Origin of the sequence: Bacillus sp. M6-12 (assembly GCF_002860285.1) — a bacterium.
Classification (GTDB): Bacteria; Bacillota; Bacilli; order Bacillales; family DSM-1321; genus Peribacillus.
Genome location: NZ_PGVF01000008.1, coordinates 42,985 through 64,830, shown reverse-complemented (window position 1 = coordinate 64,830; position 21,846 = coordinate 42,985). Strand labels below are relative to the sequence as shown.

The 21,846-nt window shown below is 41.3% G+C and carries 22 protein-coding genes; 15 read left to right on the top strand and 7 right to left on the bottom strand.

Features of this window, described 5'->3' with window-relative positions; translation table 11 throughout:
* Positions 1 to 203 precede the first annotated feature (203 nt).
* Positions 204 to 989 carry a divergent polysaccharide deacetylase family protein gene (locus CVD28_RS11270; protein WP_257985835.1) on the bottom strand — a complete coding sequence of 262 codons (786 nt, stop codon included), beginning with the start codon at positions 987 to 989 and terminating at the stop codon, positions 204 to 206.
* 148 nt (positions 990 to 1,137) lie between these two features.
* Here CVD28_RS11270 and CVD28_RS11265 point away from each other — a divergent pair, with 148 nt between their 5' ends.
* The gene (locus tag CVD28_RS11265) at positions 1,138 to 1,329 is read left to right on the top strand and encodes a CsbD family protein (protein WP_101592482.1); all 192 of its coding nucleotides are present in this window, start codon (positions 1,138 to 1,140) and stop codon (positions 1,327 to 1,329) included.
* Between the two features lie 287 nt (positions 1,330 to 1,616).
* On the top strand, positions 1,617 to 2,999 hold the full coding sequence (gene fumC, locus CVD28_RS11260) for a class II fumarate hydratase (RefSeq protein WP_180954120.1): 1,383 nt from the start codon (positions 1,617 to 1,619) through the stop codon (positions 2,997 to 2,999).
* A 94-nt stretch (positions 3,000 to 3,093) separates the two neighbouring features.
* Here the strand turns inward: fumC and CVD28_RS11255 are convergent, their stop codons facing one another.
* Entirely contained in the window at positions 3,094 to 3,291 is a 198-nt protein-coding gene (locus CVD28_RS11255) for an alpha/beta-type small acid-soluble spore protein (protein ID WP_101592481.1), read from the bottom strand.
* Between the two features lie 360 nt (positions 3,292 to 3,651).
* On the opposite strand from CVD28_RS11255, the gene CVD28_RS11250 reads away from it, so the two are divergent.
* Positions 3,652 to 3,894, top strand: a complete 243-nt coding sequence (locus CVD28_RS11250; RefSeq protein ID WP_101592480.1) for a hypothetical protein — start codon at positions 3,652 to 3,654, stop codon at positions 3,892 to 3,894.
* Positions 3,895 to 4,406: 512 nt separating this feature from the next.
* Positions 4,407 to 5,237: a UTP--glucose-1-phosphate uridylyltransferase gene (locus tag CVD28_RS11240; protein WP_101592478.1), complete on the top strand. Its 831-nt coding sequence runs from the start codon at positions 4,407 to 4,409 to the stop codon at positions 5,235 to 5,237.
* 103 nt (positions 5,238 to 5,340) lie between these two features.
* Here CVD28_RS11240 and CVD28_RS11235 read toward each other — a convergent pair whose 3' ends face one another.
* From CVD28_RS11235 to CVD28_RS11225, 3 genes are all read right to left on the bottom strand, one after another.
* A complete protein-coding gene (locus tag CVD28_RS11235) occupies positions 5,341 to 6,447 on the bottom strand; it encodes an ABC transporter ATP-binding protein (protein WP_101592477.1) in 1,107 nt (368 codons plus the stop codon).
* Between the two features lie 119 nt (positions 6,448 to 6,566).
* A complete protein-coding gene (locus CVD28_RS11230; RefSeq protein WP_101592476.1) occupies positions 6,567 to 7,466 on the bottom strand; it encodes a PucR family transcriptional regulator in 900 nt (299 codons plus the stop codon).
* A 460-nt stretch (positions 7,467 to 7,926) separates the two neighbouring features.
* Positions 7,927 to 8,142 (bottom strand): YheE family protein, encoded by a 216-nt coding sequence (locus CVD28_RS11225; protein WP_101592475.1) that lies wholly within the window; start codon positions 8,140 to 8,142, stop codon positions 7,927 to 7,929.
* A gap of 153 nt (positions 8,143 to 8,295) precedes the next feature.
* Here CVD28_RS11225 and CVD28_RS11220 point away from each other — a divergent pair, with 153 nt between their 5' ends.
* The 6 genes from CVD28_RS11220 (at position 8,296) to CVD28_RS11195 (ending at position 14,662) form a co-directional block, all read left to right on the top strand.
* Positions 8,296 to 8,652, top strand: a complete 357-nt coding sequence (locus tag CVD28_RS11220; protein ID WP_101592474.1) for a YlbF family regulator — start codon at positions 8,296 to 8,298, stop codon at positions 8,650 to 8,652.
* Positions 8,653 to 8,965: 313 nt separating this feature from the next.
* Positions 8,966 to 9,832: a Cof-type HAD-IIB family hydrolase gene (locus CVD28_RS11215; RefSeq protein WP_101592473.1), complete on the top strand. Its 867-nt coding sequence runs from the start codon at positions 8,966 to 8,968 to the stop codon at positions 9,830 to 9,832.
* Positions 9,833 to 9,937: 105 nt separating this feature from the next.
* A complete protein-coding gene (locus CVD28_RS11210) occupies positions 9,938 to 10,183 on the top strand; it encodes a transcriptional regulator SplA domain-containing protein (RefSeq protein WP_101592472.1) in 246 nt (81 codons plus the stop codon).
* Between the two features lie 727 nt (positions 10,184 to 10,910).
* Entirely contained in the window at positions 10,911 to 11,498 is a 588-nt protein-coding gene (locus CVD28_RS11205; protein WP_101592471.1) for a DedA family protein, read from the top strand.
* 243 nt (positions 11,499 to 11,741) lie between these two features.
* On the top strand, positions 11,742 to 13,265 hold the full coding sequence (locus CVD28_RS11200; RefSeq protein ID WP_101592470.1) for a coproporphyrinogen III oxidase: 1,524 nt from the start codon (positions 11,742 to 11,744) through the stop codon (positions 13,263 to 13,265).
* A 224-nt stretch (positions 13,266 to 13,489) separates the two neighbouring features.
* On the top strand, positions 13,490 to 14,662 hold the full coding sequence (locus CVD28_RS11195) for a trans-sulfuration enzyme family protein (protein ID WP_101592469.1): 1,173 nt from the start codon (positions 13,490 to 13,492) through the stop codon (positions 14,660 to 14,662).
* Positions 14,663 to 14,824: 162 nt separating this feature from the next.
* Here the strand turns inward: CVD28_RS11195 and CVD28_RS11190 are convergent, their stop codons facing one another.
* Positions 14,825 to 15,781 (bottom strand): Gfo/Idh/MocA family protein, encoded by a 957-nt coding sequence (locus CVD28_RS11190; protein ID WP_101592468.1) that lies wholly within the window; start codon positions 15,779 to 15,781, stop codon positions 14,825 to 14,827.
* The gene (locus CVD28_RS11185; RefSeq protein ID WP_101592467.1) at positions 15,778 to 16,881 is read right to left on the bottom strand and encodes a DegT/DnrJ/EryC1/StrS family aminotransferase; all 1,104 of its coding nucleotides are present in this window, start codon (positions 16,879 to 16,881) and stop codon (positions 15,778 to 15,780) included. The genes CVD28_RS11190 and CVD28_RS11185 overlap by 4 nt, the downstream gene beginning before the upstream one ends.
* Before the next feature lie 395 nt (positions 16,882 to 17,276).
* On the opposite strand from CVD28_RS11185, the gene CVD28_RS11180 reads away from it, so the two are divergent.
* The 5 genes from CVD28_RS11180 to CVD28_RS11160 are packed head-to-tail and all read left to right on the top strand — an operon-like array spanning position 17,277 to position 21,775.
* On the top strand, positions 17,277 to 18,245 hold the full coding sequence (locus CVD28_RS11180) for a GNAT family N-acetyltransferase (RefSeq protein WP_101592466.1): 969 nt from the start codon (positions 17,277 to 17,279) through the stop codon (positions 18,243 to 18,245).
* Between the two features lie 16 nt (positions 18,246 to 18,261).
* Positions 18,262 to 19,227 (top strand): CgeB family protein, encoded by a 966-nt coding sequence (locus CVD28_RS11175; RefSeq protein ID WP_101592465.1) that lies wholly within the window; start codon positions 18,262 to 18,264, stop codon positions 19,225 to 19,227.
* A gap of 13 nt (positions 19,228 to 19,240) precedes the next feature.
* Positions 19,241 to 20,092, top strand: coding sequence for a UDP-3-O-acyl-N-acetylglucosamine deacetylase (locus CVD28_RS11170; RefSeq protein WP_101592464.1), 852 nt, complete (start codon positions 19,241 to 19,243; stop codon positions 20,090 to 20,092).
* A complete protein-coding gene (locus tag CVD28_RS11165; protein WP_101592463.1) occupies positions 20,089 to 20,778 on the top strand; it encodes a WbqC family protein in 690 nt (229 codons plus the stop codon). Before CVD28_RS11170 ends, CVD28_RS11165 begins: the two co-directional genes overlap by 4 nt.
* Complete coding sequence (locus CVD28_RS11160; protein WP_101592462.1) at positions 20,771 to 21,775, top strand: ATP-grasp domain-containing protein; 1,005 nt, start codon at positions 20,771 to 20,773, stop codon at positions 21,773 to 21,775. Before CVD28_RS11165 ends, CVD28_RS11160 begins: the two co-directional genes overlap by 8 nt.
* The last annotated feature ends 71 nt before the right edge of the window (positions 21,776 to 21,846 follow it).

Sequence of the window (21,846 nt, the reverse complement as noted above, 5' to 3'; positions counted from 1 at the left end):
ATCAGGTATACATAGGAGGTATATCATATGGAAGAGCTATCTGTAACCTTAGCAATCGCAAGTTTAATGACTCTAGTATTTTATGTCGGATATACAATTTTCCACGCATAGTCCGTCGGTGTATCAAGTGAAGTCCTGTCCAAATGAAGGGCTGCAGACCCTGCTATTTCTGATGGCAGGGTCTTTAAACGTTCCGTGCATATTTATTGTATCTCAAAATATTTGTCTGTAATTTGGTTGGATATAAGGCTTGAAACTGGCACAATTTCTATATGCCTCTTTTTATATTCCGCCAGCGAATTGCTTATTCCAAGATAACAGTCTTTTCCCTTTACACCTACATGTCCTATTGCAACGGCATTACCTTTTCTTTCAATAATCTTTGCAAGCTTCATCATCTGTTTTGAAACATAAGGCACATTTGAAACATCATCAAGGAAAATATCGTTTTTTAGAACAGGTACACCTAACTCTTGGGCGATTTCAGGAAATTTTGTTTTCGGACTTGTGCCGCTGTCTACAATAAATAAATTCTTCTTTTTAACCACTTCAACGATGGCTCTGACAATCTCTTCATCCTCCACTATTAGAGATCCCATATGGTTGTTAATCCCTTTTGCGTAGGGTACACTATCAATTGCTTCTATTACCCGCTGTTTTACTTCTGCGGGGGTAAGGTCTGAGGTGATCGGTTTAGGGCCGAGCCAGGATCTTTTTCCTTTTTTCGGCTGCATCGGCAAATGTACAATTACTTCAAAGCCTTTTTCATGTGCCAGCATTGCATGAGATAGGGAATTCTCCGTAAATGGCATTACAGCAGCTGTGATTGGAATGTCCCCGCTTAAGAACTCATTAACACCACCGTTTCCCCCGCCAAAGTCATCAATAATGATTGCTGTTTTTAAATCCTTCATCAGCATCGCGTGAACAGAAGCTGAAGGGAACAGAAAAAGTGAAAAAGCAATTAGAAGAAACAGATTTTTTTTCAAAATTAACCTCCCTGGTATGCTTATATAAGTTTTTTATATTGTTTGTTTAACTCCAAATCAATATTCAGCCTGCTTCAGTTCTCAGTGTTTATTACCTTTTTCAAAAGGGAAAAGAACAGTAAACAAATATAGAAATGGAGGCAATATGATGAGTGGTTTATCAGATAAAGTAAAAGGCACTGTAAATAAAATTAAAGGTGAAACAAAAGACCAGATTGGAAATGCCTCTGGAAATAAAGAAATGCAGGCAGACGGCAAAAAGGACAAGATGAAAGGATCTTTTCAAAATACTATTGGGGAAGCCAAGGATATGCTAGATCCCGACAGGAATAACCGCTAACCAACGAAAAAAGTAAAAACAGGCCCTGATATTTCTTATAAAAAAGAAGTCAGGGTTTTTCACTGATTTCTTCTTATTGAACAGGGAGATAATTATAAACATAGGTAAAAATAAGGCTTTTCTTAAGATAAAGATGTTAGCTTCAGCGCCCAGCCCCAACGCACAGGACAGGGAATGCTTCGGCAGCGATACATCGCCATGAAACAAAGCCGCAGCTTTGTTTCGTAGCGCACTTAGCCGTTCTTCCTTCATCAGGGCGCATGCGCTTTTAAAAAGGAGGAGTAAAAGTGGATTACAGAATGGAAAAAGATACCATGGGCGAGATCCGTGTCCCTTTAGATAGATTCTGGGGGGCACAAACGGAAAGAAGCAGGATAAACTTCCGAATAGGCAAGGAGAAAATGCCTTTGGAGCTTATTTATGCCTATGCTCTTGTCAAAAAGGCAGCAGCGGTCACCAATTTTGAGCTGGGAACGTTGTCTGAAATAAAAAAGCAAGCCATTGTCACAGTTTGTGAAGAAATAATAAATGGATCGCTGGACAGCCATTTTCCGCTGGTGGTATGGCAAACCGGAAGCGGCACACAATCAAATATGAATATAAATGAGGTAATCGCGAACAAAGGGAATAAGTGGCTCGAGGAGAAAGGAAGTATAGAGCGGCTGCATCCTAATGATGATGTGAATAAATCACAAAGCTCCAATGATTCTTTTCCAACAGCGATGCATGTTGCTGCCTACCAGGCTGTACAGGTAAAGCTTATGCCTGTGCTAACCCAATTGCGGGACAGTCTGAAACAAAAGGAAGAGAAATATGCCGATTTAGTCAAAATTGGACGTACTCATCTGCAGGATGCTACCCCATTAACTCTTGGACAGGAAATCAGCGGATGGAGAGCCATGCTTGATAAAAATATGAGAATGATTCAGGAAAGCAGCCGGCATCTTTTGGATCTGGCTATTGGCGGAACTGCAGTTGGGACAGGAATTAATGCCCATCCTGAGTTCGGCAAAATAGCGGCTCAGTATATTAGTGCAGAAACAGGTTTTGATTTTCAAGCTTCCTCAAACCTTTTTCAGGCCCTGACCAGCCATGATGAAATCGTTCATGTTCATGGAGCACTAAAAGCATTGGCTGCGGATTTAATGAAAATTGCAAATGATGTAAGGTGGCTTGCAAGCGGTCCAAGAAGCGGGATCGGTGAATTGATTATTCCTGCGAATGAACCGGGCAGTTCCATCATGCCTGGAAAAGTGAATCCCACGCAAAGCGAAGCATTAACAATGATAACAGCTCAAGTTTTTGGAAATGATACAACTATTTCCTTTGCGGCAAGCCAGGGGAACTTTGAATTAAATGTATTTAAGCCGGTCATTATTTATAATTTCCTTCAAACAGTACAACTTCTTGCTGACGGAATGAGTTCCTTTGATGAAAAGTGCATAAAAGGCCTAGAGGCCAAAGAATCGAATATCAATGACAACGTAACTCGGTCGCTTATGCTTGTTACAGCTTTGAATGATTATATTGGATACGAGAAAGCAGCAGAAATTGCAAAAAAAGCGCACAATGAAAATACTACATTAAAAGAAAGCGCAATGTCACTTGGATATGTTACAGAGGAGCAGTTTAACTTATGGGTTGACCCGGCAAAAATGATTAAGCGATGAGCAATAGAGAACTCAGTCCAATAAGCAGTAAAGCCCCCTTTTTACAAGGGGGCAAGCCATATATTATTGTAACCAAAAGCGATGTTGAATTTAGTTATTGCTGGCCCAATCCGCTTAGTTGCTGTTGAGCCATTTGAACAAGACGTTTAGTGATTTCTCCGCCGACTGAACCGTTAGCACGTGCTGTTTGTTCTGCACCGAGAGTAACACCGAACTCAGAAGCGATTTCATATTTCAATTGATCAAGAGCTTGCTGAACCCCTGGAACTAATAATTGGTTCCTCCTAGCCATTAAAATATTCCTCCTTTGTTGTTCTTTAGAACTTGTCCTTTTTGCATTTAGAATTGGCGGGTCAGTATGGAATCGAACCAATGGCAGAGGAAGCATTCTGCTGCCGCCAAGGCCTAACCCGTTATTTGAAGCCTGTCATTATTATCTGAAAACCTGCAGGGATTTATGCGGTAACGGCTATATGTAATTTGTGGTTTTTTAGTTCATTAAGATAAGGGCATATTAAGAAGGATGAACGGAATAGAGTACATACTTGCAGTAAGCGTCGAGAAGGCTCCCGAACCGCCACTAAAGCGGAAACCAATAGTTTAATAAAACCAATATGTTAAATTTTTTAGAGCTTCTGAAGGAGGAGATTTTATGGGTGTATGCCCATTATGCAATGGATTAAGGGAAGTCCAGATATTCTGCGAAAATTGCGGCGATAGAATGGACGACCAGGGAAAAGTTATGGATTATTATGGGAATTACAGCCCTTATATGGACATTGACAGCCTTAAAAAAATTGATGGCTATGAAACCAGCTTGAAAAATGGAGAATGTCCCCATCTGATGTTGTGTCCATCCTGCAGATCTGAAAGGGTTGTACTGATAAAAGAGTAGGCAATATATTGTCTGCTCTTTTTTTGTAAGGTAAGAAAGCATTCCTTTTTAACTAGTACAGATGTCTAGCTTCAGTGCCCAGCCCCGATGGAAAGCTTCGGCAGAGACACATCACACGAAACAAAGCGGCAGCTTTGTGTGGAAGTGCTAGCCGTTCTTCCTTCATCAGAGGCGCTTCCGCTTTTCTTATGGAAAAGGGCGGAGCTGAGCCGATTGTTTGGGGGAAAAATTATAATTAAATTAAAATGTAAAAATCTCCGGAAGCTGTTTGGTAAAGCTTCTCATACTCCACCTTAGTATGTTGAGCATCTGCTAACTATTAATGTTAATACCCATACATAGTTATGGAGTTAAATCTCATGAAAGTTTTTTGTTATGGATATACCCATTGCACCCCAATTCTGCATTCCCTTTCATCCCAAACACCTATTTATTGCCCATTAGTGCTTTTCCACATTCCCTTTGAATCGCTGTGTGAATAGATTGTTAATAGATGAAAGGGAGGTTGTATCATGGTAAAAAAAGCAATCATTCCTGCGGCAGGATACGGTACCAGGAATTTACCGATCACGAAAGTTTTACCTAAGGAAATGATTCCTTTATGTGGGCGGCCCGCAATAGATTATATCGTAGAGGAAGCAATAGGGGCCGGTATTGAACAAATATTGATAATCGTTTCCCGGTCAAAAAACATGATATTGGATTACTTTGACAGATCACCGGAGTTAGAACATCATCTGGAGGCTAAGGGGAAAAATCATTTACTAAAAGAAATGGCTTTGCCAAATGTTCAAATTCAATATGTCAGACAGCCTTATATCAAAGGGCTTGGAGATGCAATCCTGCTGGGAAAACAGTTTGCCGGAAATGAACCATTTGCAGTTATGCTTCCAGACGAGATTATTTTTTCGGACAAGAAGGCACCCTTGCTTCAGTTAATTGAGCTGCATAAAAGTTTTAGGGGCAATGCTATTGGGCTGAAATTCATGAAGGATTCCGAACTTAAGAAGTATGGGGTTATTGAAGCACAAAAAAACAATGGCTGTCCCCAAATTCAAATCACAGATATTATTGAAAAACCGGAAAGTTCTCCCCCATCCAATCTTGCTGTAATCGGACGATATATATTTGAACCCGAAATCTTTACTTATTTAGAAAATACCACCCCGGGTGTAGGTGGAGAAATTCAGCTGACAGATGCGATTAAGTCAATGATTCGAGACTTTCCCGCTTATGGCTTGGAAATGGAAGGGGAAAGATTTGATATCGCCACGAAATCTGATTATGTTAAATTAATTAATCTTATTTACAGCAGAGAAGAGTCAGAGAACCTGCATGGATAAGATAAGCAAAAGGTTCTGCGCTATTACAGCAGAATTTAATAAGGACAACCATAAAAAAGAACTATCCAAATAATAATTGGATAGTTCTTTTTAAGGACTAAATTTATTTTTTTGCACGGATGCGCAGTTCAGTGTCCTTATCAAAGAAATGGGCATTGTTCATCCCAAGAGCCAGTTCAATAGAGTCACCCGGCTTAACAATTGTCCGTGCATCTACACGAGCAACAAAGTCTTGTCCTCCGATTGTTGAATACAGCATGAACTCGGCACCCATAAGCTCCGCCACTTCGATATGTGCTTTAATGACAGTATCAGATGAAGATTCGATGAATACAGGCTCATCATGGAAGTCTTCCGGGCGAATTCCGAGGATAACTTCCTTGCCTGCATATCCTTGATCACGCAATACCTTCATTTTTCCTTCTGGAACAGAAATTAATTGTTCCCCAACTTTAAACTTTCCATCAGTAAGTGTGCCAGTAAGGAAGTTCATCGCAGGTGAACCAATGAAGCCGCCAACGAAAATATTTTCAGGATTTTCATATACTTCCTTAGGCGTACCAACCTGTTGAATAATTCCATCCTTCATGACCACAAGTCTTGTTGCCATAGTCATGGCCTCTGTTTGGTCATGTGTTACATAAACAGTTGTTGTTCCAAGGCGTTTATGAAGCTTTGCAATTTCCGCACGCATTTGCACACGAAGCTTTGCGTCCAGGTTGGATAAAGGTTCATCCATCAAGAAAACTTTAGCGTCACGTACAATAGCACGTCCAAGGGCTACACGCTGGCGCTGCCCGCCTGATAGTGCCTTTGGCTTCCGGTCAAGGTAGGATTCAAGGCCAAGGATTTTTGCTGCTTCATTAACACGTCTTTTAATTTCGTCCTTCGGCATTTTTCTCAGCTTAAGCCCGAAAGCCATATTATCATAAACGGTCATGTGCGGATATAACGCATAGTTTTGGAATACCATCGCGATATCACGGTCTTTTGGCGGTACGTCGTTTACACGCTTGCCGTCGATATAAAAATCGCCGTTAGAAATTTCCTCCAAGCCAGCGATCATGCGTAGCGTTGTTGATTTTCCGCAGCCAGAGGGGCCAACAAATACGATAAACTCTTTATCATCAATATGAAGATTAAAATCATCTACTGCAGTAACTTTGTTATCATAAACTTTATAAATGTGGTCCAGTTTTAATTCAGCCATTTTAAATTCCTCCAAAAATAAGGATTAGTTCTAACTTGATAATCCTATTGTATTGGATTGGCAATTTTATTCCTATGGCCAGCTTGCACAAAAAAATCCCGAAGGCTTTATGCAATGTGTCATCCATATACGGCAGAAGAAAGGAGTATAAGCAAATAGGCGGTAAGCGCTTCGTCAAATGACCTGATATCCAGGCCAGTCCGCTCGATAAACTTATCAATCCTGTATTGCAGACTATTGCGGTGAATGTATAATTTCTTGGAAGCAAGGCTTGCATTTGAACCGCATTCAATATAGGTCTTCACCGTACTGATCAGTTCCTCATCTTCCATTGCACAGCCAATCAGGGAAGTGATAAACCAGGACTTAAAATCATCTGAAATTCCAATAGCCAGCATATACGGAAAGGCCCGCGGCAGGTCCAAAATTTTTGCAGATGTCAGCTTTCCTGCGGTGGCGCTAAAAATTTCATTTTCATAATCAAAATTCTGCTTTAGACCGCTTTCGATATGGCGAGAAGCCCCCGCCAACAGATGCAGCCTTACATAAAAGTCGCTTTCAAGAGTGTCCAGCAAGGGAAAAAGCTCGCTTGTTTTGAGTGAATCAATAGCTATATGCTCAATAAAGACACCCTGCATGGAGCCCGTCCACACCAAAATGGAATCCTCTGAAACCAGCGATGTGAATGCTTCTTCAAAATCAGTACGGGAAAAGTCGGAATTAGAAACCTGAAAATGGATAAAACGCACATTATCCCATGAGGTCAGAGGCAATTCCAATAAATTTCCTGTCAAATAGGAATGCCAGTTCTGCTGGGGCTTCGATTTATTTAAGCCCTTTTCATTGGGAACGCTGAAAAGGGTGAGCAGGAGACGGACCTCTTCTGCAGTCAATAGGTTCTCCGGAATACCAAGTAATTGACCAGTTTCATCCTGGATCCATAAATAAGCGGTTTCGGGCACCATTGCTGATTTCTCTGTAATTGCCCCGCTATATTTATTTATTAATTTTTCAAGCATATTCACAAACCCTTACATTTTATTTGCTACTATTATACCCTTGATGGTTAATGGGATAAAAGAAAAGGGCCATCGGTGATATAAAAAAAACCTGTCAAGGATAGAGTTGACAGGGTAAGTGAAAAGTTTTGAACCAAAAATCTTATTAATCACGGGGTATCTGGGCTGGCAAAGTAAGAGGTATTTTGATTAATATTTTCATCGCCGGTTTCAGATGAACTGACATATTTATCCCCGCCGGCAAATGCATCATTTAACTGTTAGTTAGCCTCTATGGTTTCCGTACTTTGGCACTTCTAACACGTTCCACTGCAGTTATGCTGCTTCATGTATCTCCTCCATTACCATTCCTGTTAGAAAATGTTTCGAGAGCTTGCGAAAGAAGTTGCATCCGGCTTTACTAATAGTGTTGGGCGAATGGAGGATATCATACTAGAGAAGTAAGGAGATTGTGTGAATATTATTTGTCATCATACACATGAAATAGCATAAGCTCATGTATGGAGGCTTTCACTGAAGCTTCATCATTTGCAGGGGGCTTGCTGCCGGCCCATTCAATATTCCCGTCAGAATGGTAGTTTGCCCTGTAGAACTGCCTTTTAAAATAAAAAGAAACGGCCCATCCAGGCAAACTTTTTTCACTATAAAGATTTTTCCACTGAAAGTGTGTTAGCATCGTTGAAATTCTTCCTTTCGGATTTTTAAAACGTACAATTAGCAGGTTGGCGTTTTTTTTATCATACCAATATTTTGGCCGCGTGTGTAATTTGATTGTTGTTTTGGTATAGTGGATAGGATGGAGAATAGTGAAATCTAGGAGGTACGTAATATGAGTGGGAACATGTACGATGTGGCATATGATATGGAAAAAGAAATCCGGTCAAGTGCGGAATACACGCAGTTAAAGAGTCTATATGATGAAGTTAATGCAGATCCGTCGGCAAGATCGATGTTCGAAAATTTCCGTAATATTCAAATGACGCTTCAGCAAAAACAAATGATGGGCGAGGAGATTTCGCCTGAAGAAGTAGAACAGGCTCAAAAAACTGTTGCGCTTGTCCAGCAGCATCCAAGCATTTCAAGGCTGATGGAAGCCGAACAGAGGATGAGCATGGTCATTGCCGACCTTAATAAAATCATTATGAAGCCCCTTGAAGACTTATATGGTGTGCCTGGACAGCAGTAAATGCCTTCATAATGAATCTTGACCCTGCTTTGTATTCTTAGCAGGGTTTCTTCGTTATCGAGGAAGATCTGCAATCGTACAGCAGGGTAATTTTCGGAGGCACATCTTTTCTTCGCCGAATGCAAAACCAATTTACACATAGGGGAATTAGCGGAATAGAAGAATATTCGATATGAAAGTTAATTTATATTAGTTAATATTAACATTGCACCGGAATAAATTGGAGTTGTGTTATAGGCTGGATTTCATGGGTTCTATGTTCTTTCCTTTGTACATAAATATTTAAAAGGACATTATAGAAGGGGAGATCACCATGGTATTTCGTCTGCTGGCGGTCAATATTGACGGTACATTGCTTCAGTCTAATGGCCGATTAGATAAATCCACAAAAGAAGCAATGGAGTTTGTTCACCAAAAAGGGGTTCATATTGCATTGGTCACCTCCAGAAACTTTCTCTCAGCAAAAAAAGTGGCTAAAGCTTTAAAGGTTAATCCGATGATTGTTGCCCATCAGGGGGCATATATAGGCTATCCGGCAGAAAAACCGATTTTTATTAAAAGAATTTCCGAGGAGCATACTCTGGAAATTGTTCAATTTCTCGAAAAAGCGAATTGCCAGATCAAGGTCGTCCATGAAAAATTCATAATAGGAAACCGTGTTAATCTGCCGGAAAATATTCTGGGCAAGGCGGTTATGTATATGAATGAAGGGAATTTTTACTCAAGCCAGTATGTTGATACAGTAAGTGAGGCCTTGGAGGATAATCCGGTTTCTCCGCCAAAAATTGATGCCATTTTTGAGTCCGAAAAGGAGCAGCATGATATTTGCAAGCTTTTAACTGAACTGTATCCTGAAATTCAAGCGATCCAGCTTCCGAACAGAAAGGTATCCATAGTGCCAAGAGGAGTGTCGAAGTGGAACGGCGTCCTCAATCTGGCGGAGCATCTCGGAGTGAGGAAGGAAGAAATTGTAGCAATCGGCGATGGCCAAGATGATATAGAGATGATTGAAAACTGTGGAGTGGGTGTCGCGATGTCAAATGCGGATCCTAACGTTAAACGTGCGGCAAAATGGATCACGCGCACGAATGACGAGCATGGTGTCTCTTACATGCTAAAAGAATTTTTCAGGAAACAGCATCCGATTGAATTTCTGGAAAAATTGAATATGCTGAAATAAGTTTGGACCCCTGTTGAATTTAACAGGGGTTTTATTTACTAATTGCTAATAAATTAACGCAAGTATCAAACACTAAAGGCATCAGTTATTAAGGAGGCACAATCTATGGATACACTTGATCCGAGGGAAGTGAAGGCCGGCCAGGAGGTATTTGTGATTTATCATAATCCTCATACCCCTACAGTAGCCAGCATAAAGCCGGCTGAAATCGTGCAGCATCCAAAAGATCCTAATGCAGTTGCCCTATTTATTCATGAAACTTTTCATGTAATCGAGGACGATGATGCACTTTTTACATCTCACGAATCCGCTGAAAAGGCTTACAACGAATTATTTAATACAGAGTATTGATTAGTGCAGTTCCCCTTAGAACGGGAACTGCTTTTTTTAAAAAGATAGGTTATGTTAAAGCTCATTGTTGAGTTTGCTACTATGTTGATGTCTAGCTGCAGCGCCTAGCCCCCACGCACAGGACAAGGAACGCTACGGCAGCGATACATCGCACGAAACAAAGCATCAGCTTTGTGAGGACGTGCTAGTGCCGGCGACGCCACAGGACGAAGGTTGTAACACGGTTTAAGTTACAACATTGCCGTTCTAAGCCGGCCTCGAGTGTTGTAACCAAGTGCCGTTACAACCTTGCATAAGCCAATCCCTTCGGAAGGCAAAAAGCGCCTTCTATCAGCGCTTGTCTTATGCTAGTCGGACTTGCACAGGACAAGGAACGCTACGGCAGCGACCCATCGCACGAAACAAAGCGGCAGCCTTGTGAGGATGTACTTACGTGGACGTTTGGCAAAGGACGTGCCAGAACTTAGTCGACGTTCCTTTGTCAGAACGGGGTCAGAATGGCGTTGCCACAGGAACTTAGCCGTTCTTCCTCTTGACCAGGGTGCTTGCGCTTTTCTAATCAACTGCAATACTTTTCTTGATTTCCCTTCATGTGTTTGTTAGGATTTAAAAGGATTAAAGGAGAACCTTCAAATTCTATTGATTTAGCTGTGGACTGGGAAACACCCTTTGTTATTTATGAATTACAGCCAATGAAGAACTGTACAAGAAAATAGGAGTATATTAAATGGAATCCTTAATTTTAGCAATGATCGAATATTTAAAGCAGTTATCTTATGGCGGAATTGTCTTGGCACTAACGTTTGAGTTCGTTCCCGCGGAACTCGTTCTTCCCCTGGTTGGGTATTGGGTATATCAAGGAGATATGATCATGTGGCTGGCTATCCTTGCCGGTACAGTCGGCGGCACCCTTGGCCCACTCACACTTTATGCACTCGGCAGGTATGGCGGGCGCCCGCTAGTTGAACGGTTTGGAAAGTATTTTTTGATAAGGGAAAGAGAGATTAATGCGGCTGAAGCATTTTTCGAAAAATACGGTGCAGGTGTCGCATTGTTTGGACGATTTATTCCAGGTGTGAGAACAGCCATTTCTCTGCCGTGCGGGATGGCAAAAATGAATGTCTGGACCTTTAGTATTTATACTTTTATTGGTGTTCTTCCAATGACAGCGATTTATGTTTTTCTAGGGTTTAAACTGGGCCCGAGATGGAAGGAAATGGCCGAGATTATAAAGCCATATTCTTTGCCGATTGGAGCTGCAGTACTGAGCATACTAATTCTTTACATTATCATTAAACGGAAACGGACAGTTTAACTCGTCTGTTTAACCCTGTCTGTACAAAAGCTGCAGACAGGTTTTTTATTTTCAAATAAGGGATAAGCATGCATTCAGTTCATCATAATTCCCATACGAATTACAGCGTTGCCTAAAACGGATCAGCCAGCAAAATCGAGGTGAAATTCCATAATTAGCAGTGTTGACCCGGGTTATTATGTTTTTGTAAACTAAAATGATAGAAATGAATGATAATACTTTATGATAGATGGGTGATATGTTTTGCGAATAGCCATAAATGGACTAGACGATGAGCGTTTCGGAAGGCCGCTGCAGAATATTGCAAACTTATTTTTCGAAGAGTCTGAGGTTTTGCTGAAAGGGTTACCTGAGGCCGGTATTAATGTAGATTTTAAGCTCCGCCTTAGCAATTCAATCTTTGTTTCAGCTACGCTGCAGACAGTCAAGCTGGAACAGGCGGAGTCTTCCTTTGAGGCGGTACTTCCTTTAGTCTCCGAAAAAGAACAGTTTAAAGAAATTAAGAAGTGTGTGTCCTATGTGTTTGTTGATGTATTGCAGCAGCTCACGGGCATTGTCCAGAAGTGGGGCATTTTGACAGGGATAAGACCAACTAAGCTGCTTCATAAAAAACTTCAGGAAGGTAAGTCGCAGGAAGAGGCGCATTCCGAGCTGCGGGACGGCTACATGATTTCTGATGAGAAAATTGCGCTTATGCAAAATATTGTGGAACGCCAGCTGGCAGCTGTGCCTGACCTATATTCAGTAAAAAATGAAGTTAGCATTTATATAGGAATTCCTTTTTGCCCGACAAAATGTGCATATTGCACCTTTCCTGCCTATGCAATCAACGGCAGGCAGGGATCTGTCAATTCCTTTCTCGGAGGACTCCATTACGAAATGCGGGAGATCGGAAAATGGCTGAAGAATAGGGATATTAAAATTACAACGCTGTATTATGGCGGAGGAACTCCAACCAGCATTACAGCGGAAGAAATGGATATGCTTTATGAAGAAATGTACACTTCATTTCCTGATGTGGAGAATATACGGGAAATTACCGTTGAAGCAGGAAGGCCGGACACGATTACACCTGAAAAGCTGACTGTATTGAAGAAATGGAAAATCGACCGAATTAGCGTGAATCCTCAATCATATATCCCGGAAACCTTAAAGGCAATCGGCCGCCATCACACCGTGGAAGAAACAATTGAAAAGTTTCACCTTTCGCGGGAAATGGAAATGAATAATATTAATATGGATTTAATTATCGGCCTGCCTGGAGAAGGGCTTCCTGAATTCAATGTTACGTTGAATGAAACCGAAAAGCTGATGCCTGAATCGCTGACAGTTCATACTTTGTCCTTTAAACGGGCATCAGAAATGACAAGAAATAAGCAAAAATATAAGGTTGCTCCTAGAGATGAAGTAGAACGAATGATGGACGCCGCAGAAGCCTGGACGGCCAGCCACGGATATGCCCCGTATTATCTTTATCGCCAAAAAAATATTCTTGGCAATTTAGAAAATGTAGGGTATTCCTTCCCGGGTCAGGAAAGTATTTACAACATCATGATCATGGAAGAAGTACAGTCAATTATCGGTCTTGGCTGTGGTGCGGCAAGCAAGTTCCTGGATCCGGATACCGGGAAGATCACGCATTTCGCCAATCCTAAGGATCCAAAAACATATAATGAGAATTTCGAAAGCTATACAAACCAGAAAATAGCAATCCTGGAGCAATTATTTGCTGGGGACACGGAATCGAGGTCAAAATTATCCCGCTAGCCTATTCGAATTACACCAATTTTATTAGTCAACATACTAAGTAGGGCTGTTTAAAAATTGTTTCTGAGCAATTATGAACTTGGACAGAAGTAATGTATTCAAAAATAATAGCTGTGTATCCCTCGGAGTCACTCCGGGGTTTTTTTGTGTTTTGCGGATGGGTAAACTCGGAATGAAGAATAATAGAAAGCAGATGAAAAATTAATAGATGGAGGAACGTTGCGATGGAGCATACTGAATCGTTTTCCTTGGATAAGGAAATTTGCTTTCACTTGGCAGAGGATCGGGAACACCATCAAGGGGCAGTTGTGCCTCCGATTTATCAGAACAGTGTTTTCATACATAAATCACATGAGAGTATTGCACAATCTGAAAACGATTTACCCAATCATTATCTTTATTCAAGGGGTGTTAATCCTACCGTTGAAATTGCTGAGAAGAAACTGGCCGCGCTTGAAAGAGGGGAGGCGTGCAGATGCTTTTCTTCGGGGATGGCTGCGATAACCGCCATTTTAATAAGCAGCCTGAAAAGCGGAGACCATGTCCTTTGTATAAGCAATATCTATTTTTCCACAATTGATTTTTTGAATTATATGGCTAAATTCGGGGTGGAACATTCGGTAGTTTATTCGCCCAGCCCGGATGATATCGAAAAGGAGATTCGGCCAAATACGAGAGTAATCTATATCGAATCTCCAACAGATATGAATTTCCGGCTAATTGATTTGAGAGCCGTCGCCAAGACAGCCAAAGCGGGTAATATCAGAACAATCATAGATAATTCATGGGCAACCCCGCTTTTTCAAAAACCGCTTACCATGGGAATTGATGTTGTTGTCCATTCTGCTTCAAAATATCTTGGTGGCCATAGCGATTTACTTGGAGGGGCCGTAATCGCCAGTAAAGAGATTATCACCGAGTTATTTTCCAAGGAACTTATTATGATGGGAGCGGTTTTGGGACCGCATGAGGCCTCCCTCCTGATCAGGGGATTGCGGACGCTGCCCGTCCGGATGAAGGAACATCAGCAAAATGGCTTAAAGGTTGCGAGCTTCTTGGAATCCCACCCCGCGGTTGAAAAGGTAAATTATCCTGGATTGGCTTCCCATCCAGACTATCAACTTGGGTGTAAACAAATGACAGGGTATACAGGATTGATGAGCTTTCAATTAAAGCAAGAAACGTACGAAGCAGTGAGAAATGTAATTAACAAAATGAAGGTATTTAAGATTGGTGTGTCCTGGGGTTCTTTTGAAAGCTTGATTTGGTCGCCGAACCTAGGGAATAATGCTAACCAACTTAAGAAGGAACATGTCAGTCCGGGATCAATTCGGATTGCAGTTGGGCTGGAGGATGCCGCGGCTTTGATTAGAGATTTGGAACAGGCATTAGGTTAGGAGCCTCAGTTATACAAAGATTTTTTTAGGAGAACGCTGTTATAGGGAGTTCTTTATTAGAGAGTAGCAGGCGCAATACCATATTATAAAAAATACGGGGGAGCGAAGAAGCCTGACACCCCGTATCCAATAAAAAAGCATTTAGATTGCCAATCCTGATTACTATTGGTTATTTTCAATTTGTTCCTTAATTTTCAAGGCTACTTCCAGAACTTTAGCTGCTTCTTGCACGCCTGCCATAGGGGACTGCATCGATTGGATGGAATGTAGAAAATGTTTAATTTCCTCGTATAAAGGTTCTGTATTAGAAATGGAAACATTTTCAATGATATGTGAATGTTGTGGGGGAAGAATATTATCCTGTGTAGGTAGGGTTTTGTGGTGAATAGTTATTTCTTTTGTTAATAAATTAGATTTAAGGAACCTAGTTTTTTCTGTTACATAAATGCTTCTCTTTTTTTCCAATGCGAGGCGGCTGGACAGCAGAGATGCAAAACAACCGTTTTGAAACGAAAGCAATGCAGAGGCAGCTTCTAGTTGCTTATTGTTTTCCTTGTAGTAACCGACGCCAGATACTGAGGAAAGAGGGCTGTTCATTAATTGCATCATGATATCAATATCATGGATCATGACATCGAGAATCACATCTGTATCAATATACCGGTTTGGAACTCCCAGCCTTCGTGCCTCAATTGATATCATATCTTGAGGATTAATGTTATCTGATAGCCATATAAAAGCTGGATTAAAGCGTTCGATATGGCCAACCTGTACAATGACTGACGCTTCTTCTGCCATTTTGACTATTTGCTTGGCTTCATCCATGGAGGAGACAAATGGTTTTTCAACCAATACATGCTTTCCTTTTTCAATAGCCCTTCTGGTTAATGAATAATGCAAGGATGTTGGAACTGCAATAATTACAGCATCGGCCGCATTAATGAGATCATCATATGATAAAAAAAATGGGACCGAAAATGTTTTGGAAATTTGCAAGCTTCTATTCCGGTCAATATCATAAACGCCGATAAATTGTATGTTTTTCATCTTCTGAACAACCTTGCAATGGTTAAAGCCCATACTGCCTACGCCAGCTATTCCTATTTTTAAAGTGCTCATACTTGATCACCGAAGAATTCTTCGATTGCCGATATGACTTGGCTCTGCTGTGCATCTGTCATCATAGGATTCATTGGCAGGGCCAGAATGGACTTAGACGCACTTTCCGAAACAGGAAAGTCTCCTTTGTTATATCCCAGTTGATTAAAGACTTGCTGAAGATGCAGCGGGACAGGGTAATAAATGCCGGTAGCAATTTCTTTTTGTTGGAGAAAATCGGCCAATTTCTCTCTCTGTGTTGTCTCGATACAATATTGATGAAAAACATGCTGTCTCTTTTCAGCCACAAAAGGAACATGAACGAATTTAGATAATTTCCTGCTGTATTCCGCTGCCTTTTTTATTCGTTTATTATTCCATTCATCTATTCTTTTGAATTTGACGCTCAGGATGGCAGCCTGAATTTCATCCAGACGGCTGTTTAAGCCGATTTTGGTATGGACATATCGTTTGGCACTTCCATGGTTCCGCAATGTTTCAATTTCCAGGCGTAAATTTTGGCTTTTGGTTACGATCATTCCCCCATCACCATAAGCACCTAAATTTTTTGAGGGAAAAAAAGAAAAACATCCAGTGTCGCCGAATGATCCCACTTTTTTGCCTTTATAACCAGCCCCAATTGCTTGGCATGCATCCTCAATCACCCGGAGATTATGCTTGCGGGAGATTTTCAAAATAGCGTCCATGTCCGCAGCCTGGCCGAATAAATGAACTACGATTATGGCCTTGGTTCTTCCTGTAATAACGGGTTCAATCAAGGCAGCATCAATATTATAGGTCAGAGGATCAATATCCACGAAAACAGGAGTTGCACCCACTCTAGAAATGACCTCTGCAGTAGCAAAAAAGGTAAAGGGAGTTGTAATCACTTCGTCCCCGGGTCCAATTTTTAAAGCTTCCAAGCTTAATAGCAATGCATCAGTTCCATTGGCCACTCCAATTCCATACGCTGTACCGACATAGCTGGAGATATTATCCTCAAGTTCCTTTCCCTTCGCTCCTAAAATAAATTGGCTGCTTTCAAGCACTTCCTTAATTACCTGGTTAATTTCGAGTTTCAACTCTTCATATTCGGTTTTTAAATCAACAAGAGGAATCATTCTCTCGCCCCTCTTTATAGTTTCATTCTCATCAGTACTAGTACAAATTATTGTGTCTCCCTGTTACTAATCCGCGTTAGAAGGGGGTGGACCTGGCGGCCGCTTTCGGTGGTTAGGCTTTGGCTTTGAATGATGCGGTTTTGGCTTTGAATGATGCGGTATTGGTGGTTTTGGAGGTTTTGGTTTTTTTGGAGGCATTTTTTCCATCCTTTCTTTTAATTGTTTTATTACCGAAAAGCCTACACCATAAGCTATGAATCGGATTGGGTTCGGGTGAGCAATTAGCCTTGATTAATGTTTGATTTATAATTTCTAAAATTGTCACTCTAGAGGGTCTTTTTGAATAGAGTATCTTACCTTTTTGAACTATGAATGTTATTGGAGGGTGATAAAAAGTGAAACTAATAACTTATTCCGATGATCTTCATACGATTTGGGAGGACTTTGTCCAGAACTCTAGGAACGGCACCTTTATGCAGCAGCGGACATTTTTAAACTATCACCCTGCCGGAAAATTCGAGGATTGTTCTACAATGGTTTATGATGGCCAGGAACGGCTTATCGCTGTTATTCCAGCCGCGGTCAAAAACGAAGGTGATAATCCCGTATTTTGTTCTTATCCAGGTGCGTCTCACGGTGGGATCATCGTTAATCACATATTTGATACCTCAGACGCCTTGGAGTTAATTCCGATGTTGATGGAACACTGTCGTTCTCTTGGTTTTAATGCGATTGAACTGAAGATGGTTCCGCGCATCTACCATTCCTGGAATTGTGACGAGATTGATTTTTCCCTGCGGTACAACGGCTTTGCTTCTACGATTTCAGAACTGGCTACGGCGCTACCGCTGAAGGATATAAGCATTGCAGAACAAAACATGGATAAAAAAACGATCAGAAATAAAAACAAAGCTTTAAGCAAGGGTGTTACAATTCACGAGTCAAAGGACTTCTTAAGTTATTGGGAGATCCTTGAGAAAAACTTAAAAGAGAAGCATCAAGCCCAGCCGACGCATACTTATACAGAGGTGCTTGATTTAATTGAGAGGTTTCCGAATAAAATCAAACTGTTTGCCGCTTTTTATGATGGAAGAATGATTGCAGGTGTGGTTGTTTTTTTGCTTAACAGCAGGGTAATTAATTGTTTTTATATCTGCCATGACAATGAATACCAGCACTTGCGGCCGTTAAATTTGGTGTTTTTTGAGCTTGTTAAGTTTGGAATGCAGGAAGGATTTCATTATGTAGATTGGGGCATTTCCACTGAAAGCAAAGGAACAATTGTTAATAGTGGCTTGTTCAGATTTAAAGAAGGGTTTGGTGGACGTGGAATTTTACGAGAAGCCTACAGGTTAAATTTATAATTAGTGGGTGATTCGCATGAAAATATTATTTCTGGAAGCTGCTAAACAGTATGTTTTGGGACTGCCCTCAGGCTTTGAAAAGGCAGGCTGCCAGGTCAAAGTTTTGAACGATATAAATGAAGCAGAACTCGAAAAAACATTAACTGAATTTCAACCCGATCTGGCGGTGACGACAGGATGGACAAAAATCCATAGTGGCAGGAAGCTTGGAATTCTTCACAGTCTATTGAAAAAATATAAGATAAAGCATGCCTATTGGGCGACAGAAGACCCCCGCTGGAGGGAAGAATGGTCCCTTTATTATATTGAGTCTACCCGGCCTGATTATATCTTTACGATTGACCGCGCTTCGGTTTCTTATTATCAAGACTTAGGGTATTCAGCCCACCACCTGACCTGGGCATGCAACCCTGAATTCCATAAGCCTGGAGAACATAAGGAGCAATTTTCCTGTGACATTGCCGTTGTCGCAACAGCAGGAGTCAAGTGGAAATCATTCCGAAAAAAAAGTGTGCAGATTCTTTTGAAACCCTTAATAGAAAAGGGATATAATGTTGCAATTTGGGGAGAACGCTGGGGAAAGGTTGATCCTCAAATCATAGGTTTTAATGTACCATCGGAATTACTGAGAAGTAAACTGCCATATCTAGATACAAACGATGTTTATAGCTCCGCTAAAATCGTGCTTGGATTTCAAAATACATTTACCGAATTAAATTCCCGGACATTTGAAGTGCTCGGTGCCCGGGGATTCTTATTGGGGCCCTTCACTGCTGCTATAAAAGAAACATTTATTCCAGGAAAACATTTGGCTTGTTCCGGTTCCCCTGAAGAAACGCTGGAATTGGTTGATTATTATCTCGCACATGAAGAGGAAAGAAAAATGATCGCACTAGCGGGCCAACAGGAAGTCTACAAACATCACACTTACAGGCATCGTGCTGAAGAAATATTGAAGGTTGTAAGAAATTCCTCTGTCTAAGGTTGTGATCGCCATGCAAAAAACGATAAATCATAAAGTGCAATGCAGTGGTATGTCCATTACGGGAGAATATCAGACAAAAGTAACCTTTTCTCCAGCTCCACCGAATTCAGGTGTCGTTTTTATCCGAGATGACCTTCCGGGACACCCTGAGGTGGAATGCCGGTCTGAATACGCACGCACAGATTCCAGGTGGACCTCCCTGGTGAAAGATACTATTCGAATAGAACATACGGAACATCTATTGGCTGCAGTCGCGGGGTTAGGCATTGATAATGTTAAAGTGCATATGGATAGCCCGCATATCCCGGTTGTTAGCCAATTCAGCAGCGAGGCTTTTGTCAACGCCCTCATTCAGGCGGAACCGGTCAATCAAAGCCTGCCGAAAAGCACCCTGAAAATAACCGAACCTCAATGGGTTTTTGACTCCTTTATCTATGAAGGAGAACGCTACGAAAGCATATTGATCGCCTTACCCTCCCAGCAGCCGGTTTTTACTTATTTACTTGATTATCCAGGCAGACAGCTGCCAACCCAGTTGGCGCATTACCGCTTGACTGGCGGTTTAGACTTTGTTTCTGAGCTTTCCGCAGCCAGATCGTATATCATGGATTTTGAATATAGCCAGGTTGCGAAATTAATTGGAAATGCGATGGACCAATGCCTTGTGCTATCGGGTGGCACTGCTGAAAAGCTACGGTGGGAAAATGAGCCAGCCAGGCATAAACTCGTCGACCTTCTGGGAGACCTAGCCACTATTGGCATGTCTGTAAAAGGGCATTTTATCGGAATACGGACGGGGCATAAGACGAACATTAGGATGGCAAAAAAAATTCAAGAAACATTCGGGGGTGATGGCGGGTGATTGTTGCCGTTCATCAGCCAAACTACTTGCCATGGTGTGGGTATTTCCACAAAATGTTCTCCTGTGATTTATTTGTGATCCTGGATGATGTTCCACTTTCCAAAACAGCCATTACGAATAAGAACAAAATAAAAGGGCCGGACGGACCACTAATGCTAACGGTTCCATTAGCTCAGAAAAAAGCTCCCATTAAAGATGTAACCATCTTTCACGAAGAAAAATGGCCGCAAAAACACTGGAAATCCCTCCAAAGGAGCTATGCAAGAGCTCCTTTTTGGAAACAATATCACGATTTATTTCTTTCCATATACGAAAGTCCGAAGCTCAGCCTGGCAGATTTTAATCTGCAGCTCATCGAGGCTATCCGCACAGTATTTGAAATCCATACTCCAATGCTGCGTTCTTCAGAAATTCGAGGGATTGAAGGGAAAAAAGGAGACAGGATTATCAGCATCTGCAAAGCCTTAGAGGCAACAGTTTATTTATCGGGAGTTGGGGCCAAAGCTTATAATGATGAGATGAAATTCGAGAGAAATCAAATCCGTCTGGTATACCAGGAATTTGAACACCCAGTTTACAGGCAGCTATGGGGAGATTTTATCCCCAATCTAACCGCTATTGATTTACTTTTTAACTGCGGCCCAAAAAGTAAGGAACTTTTACCTAAACAGGTGATTTATGAATAAATTAAATGTATTGATAACTGGGTCGGGTTCGCTTTATGGTTCAGCCATTATTCAATCGTTGCTCAAATCCACATTATCTCTCCATCTGGTGGCAATTGATATCCATGCCCATACTCTGGGGCTCCATCTAGCACATCGCGGCTATCTTGTACCGCCGGTTAAGGAGGAGCAGTCTTATTTGAAAAGATTGTTTCAAATCATCCATAAAGAAAACATTCATGCGATTTTTATCGCCTCCTCACAGGAGCTTCCTTTTTACAGCCAGTATAAATCGGCCATTGAAAGTGAAACCGGGGCCAAAGTATTTACCCACACGGCAGAAGTTTACTCCATTTGCAGCGATAAATGGAAAACGGTGAATTTTCTTAAAGAACGATATTTTCAATACCCAAAAACGATCCGTTATCCGGAAGATAAGGACCAGATTGAATCATTTCTTAATAATGTTGGCTTTCCGGTTATTTTGAAGCCAAGGCGCGGCAAGGGATCGGAAGATGTTCATGTGGCACCCGATTTAAGTAATTTGCATCAGCTCCTTCCAGGTAAGAATGATATGATTATTCAGCAGTATTTGCCGGATGACCAAAACGAATTTACGGTGGGAATTTGCTGCGGAACCAATGGGGAGATTTTATCAGCTATTGCATTAAACAGAAGGCTGCAGGATGGCATCACAATCGCTGCCAAGTCGGATTACTATCCGGAAATTACGGAATTGTGCAAGCAAGTCGCCAAATCTCTACATCTGACTGGCCCATGCAACTTTCAGCTTCGCCTTTTGAAAGGTAAGCCGGTTATTTTTGAAATTAATCCAAGATTCAGCAGCACGACAGGGATGCGTACCTTACTTGGAATTAATGAACCTGAAATTCTATTAAAAGCTGATCTGCTAGGAGAAAAAATCCCAAACCTAAAAATATTAAAATCATATGTAATCCGGCAATATGCGGATTATTTGGTACCTGTAGAACAAATAGAGAAGTTGGAGGAACAATGACACTGTTCTGGAAAATTAGAAAGCTTTGATAGTTCAGAGCGATGTTTTTCTTTGCATCGTTCTTTTTTCTG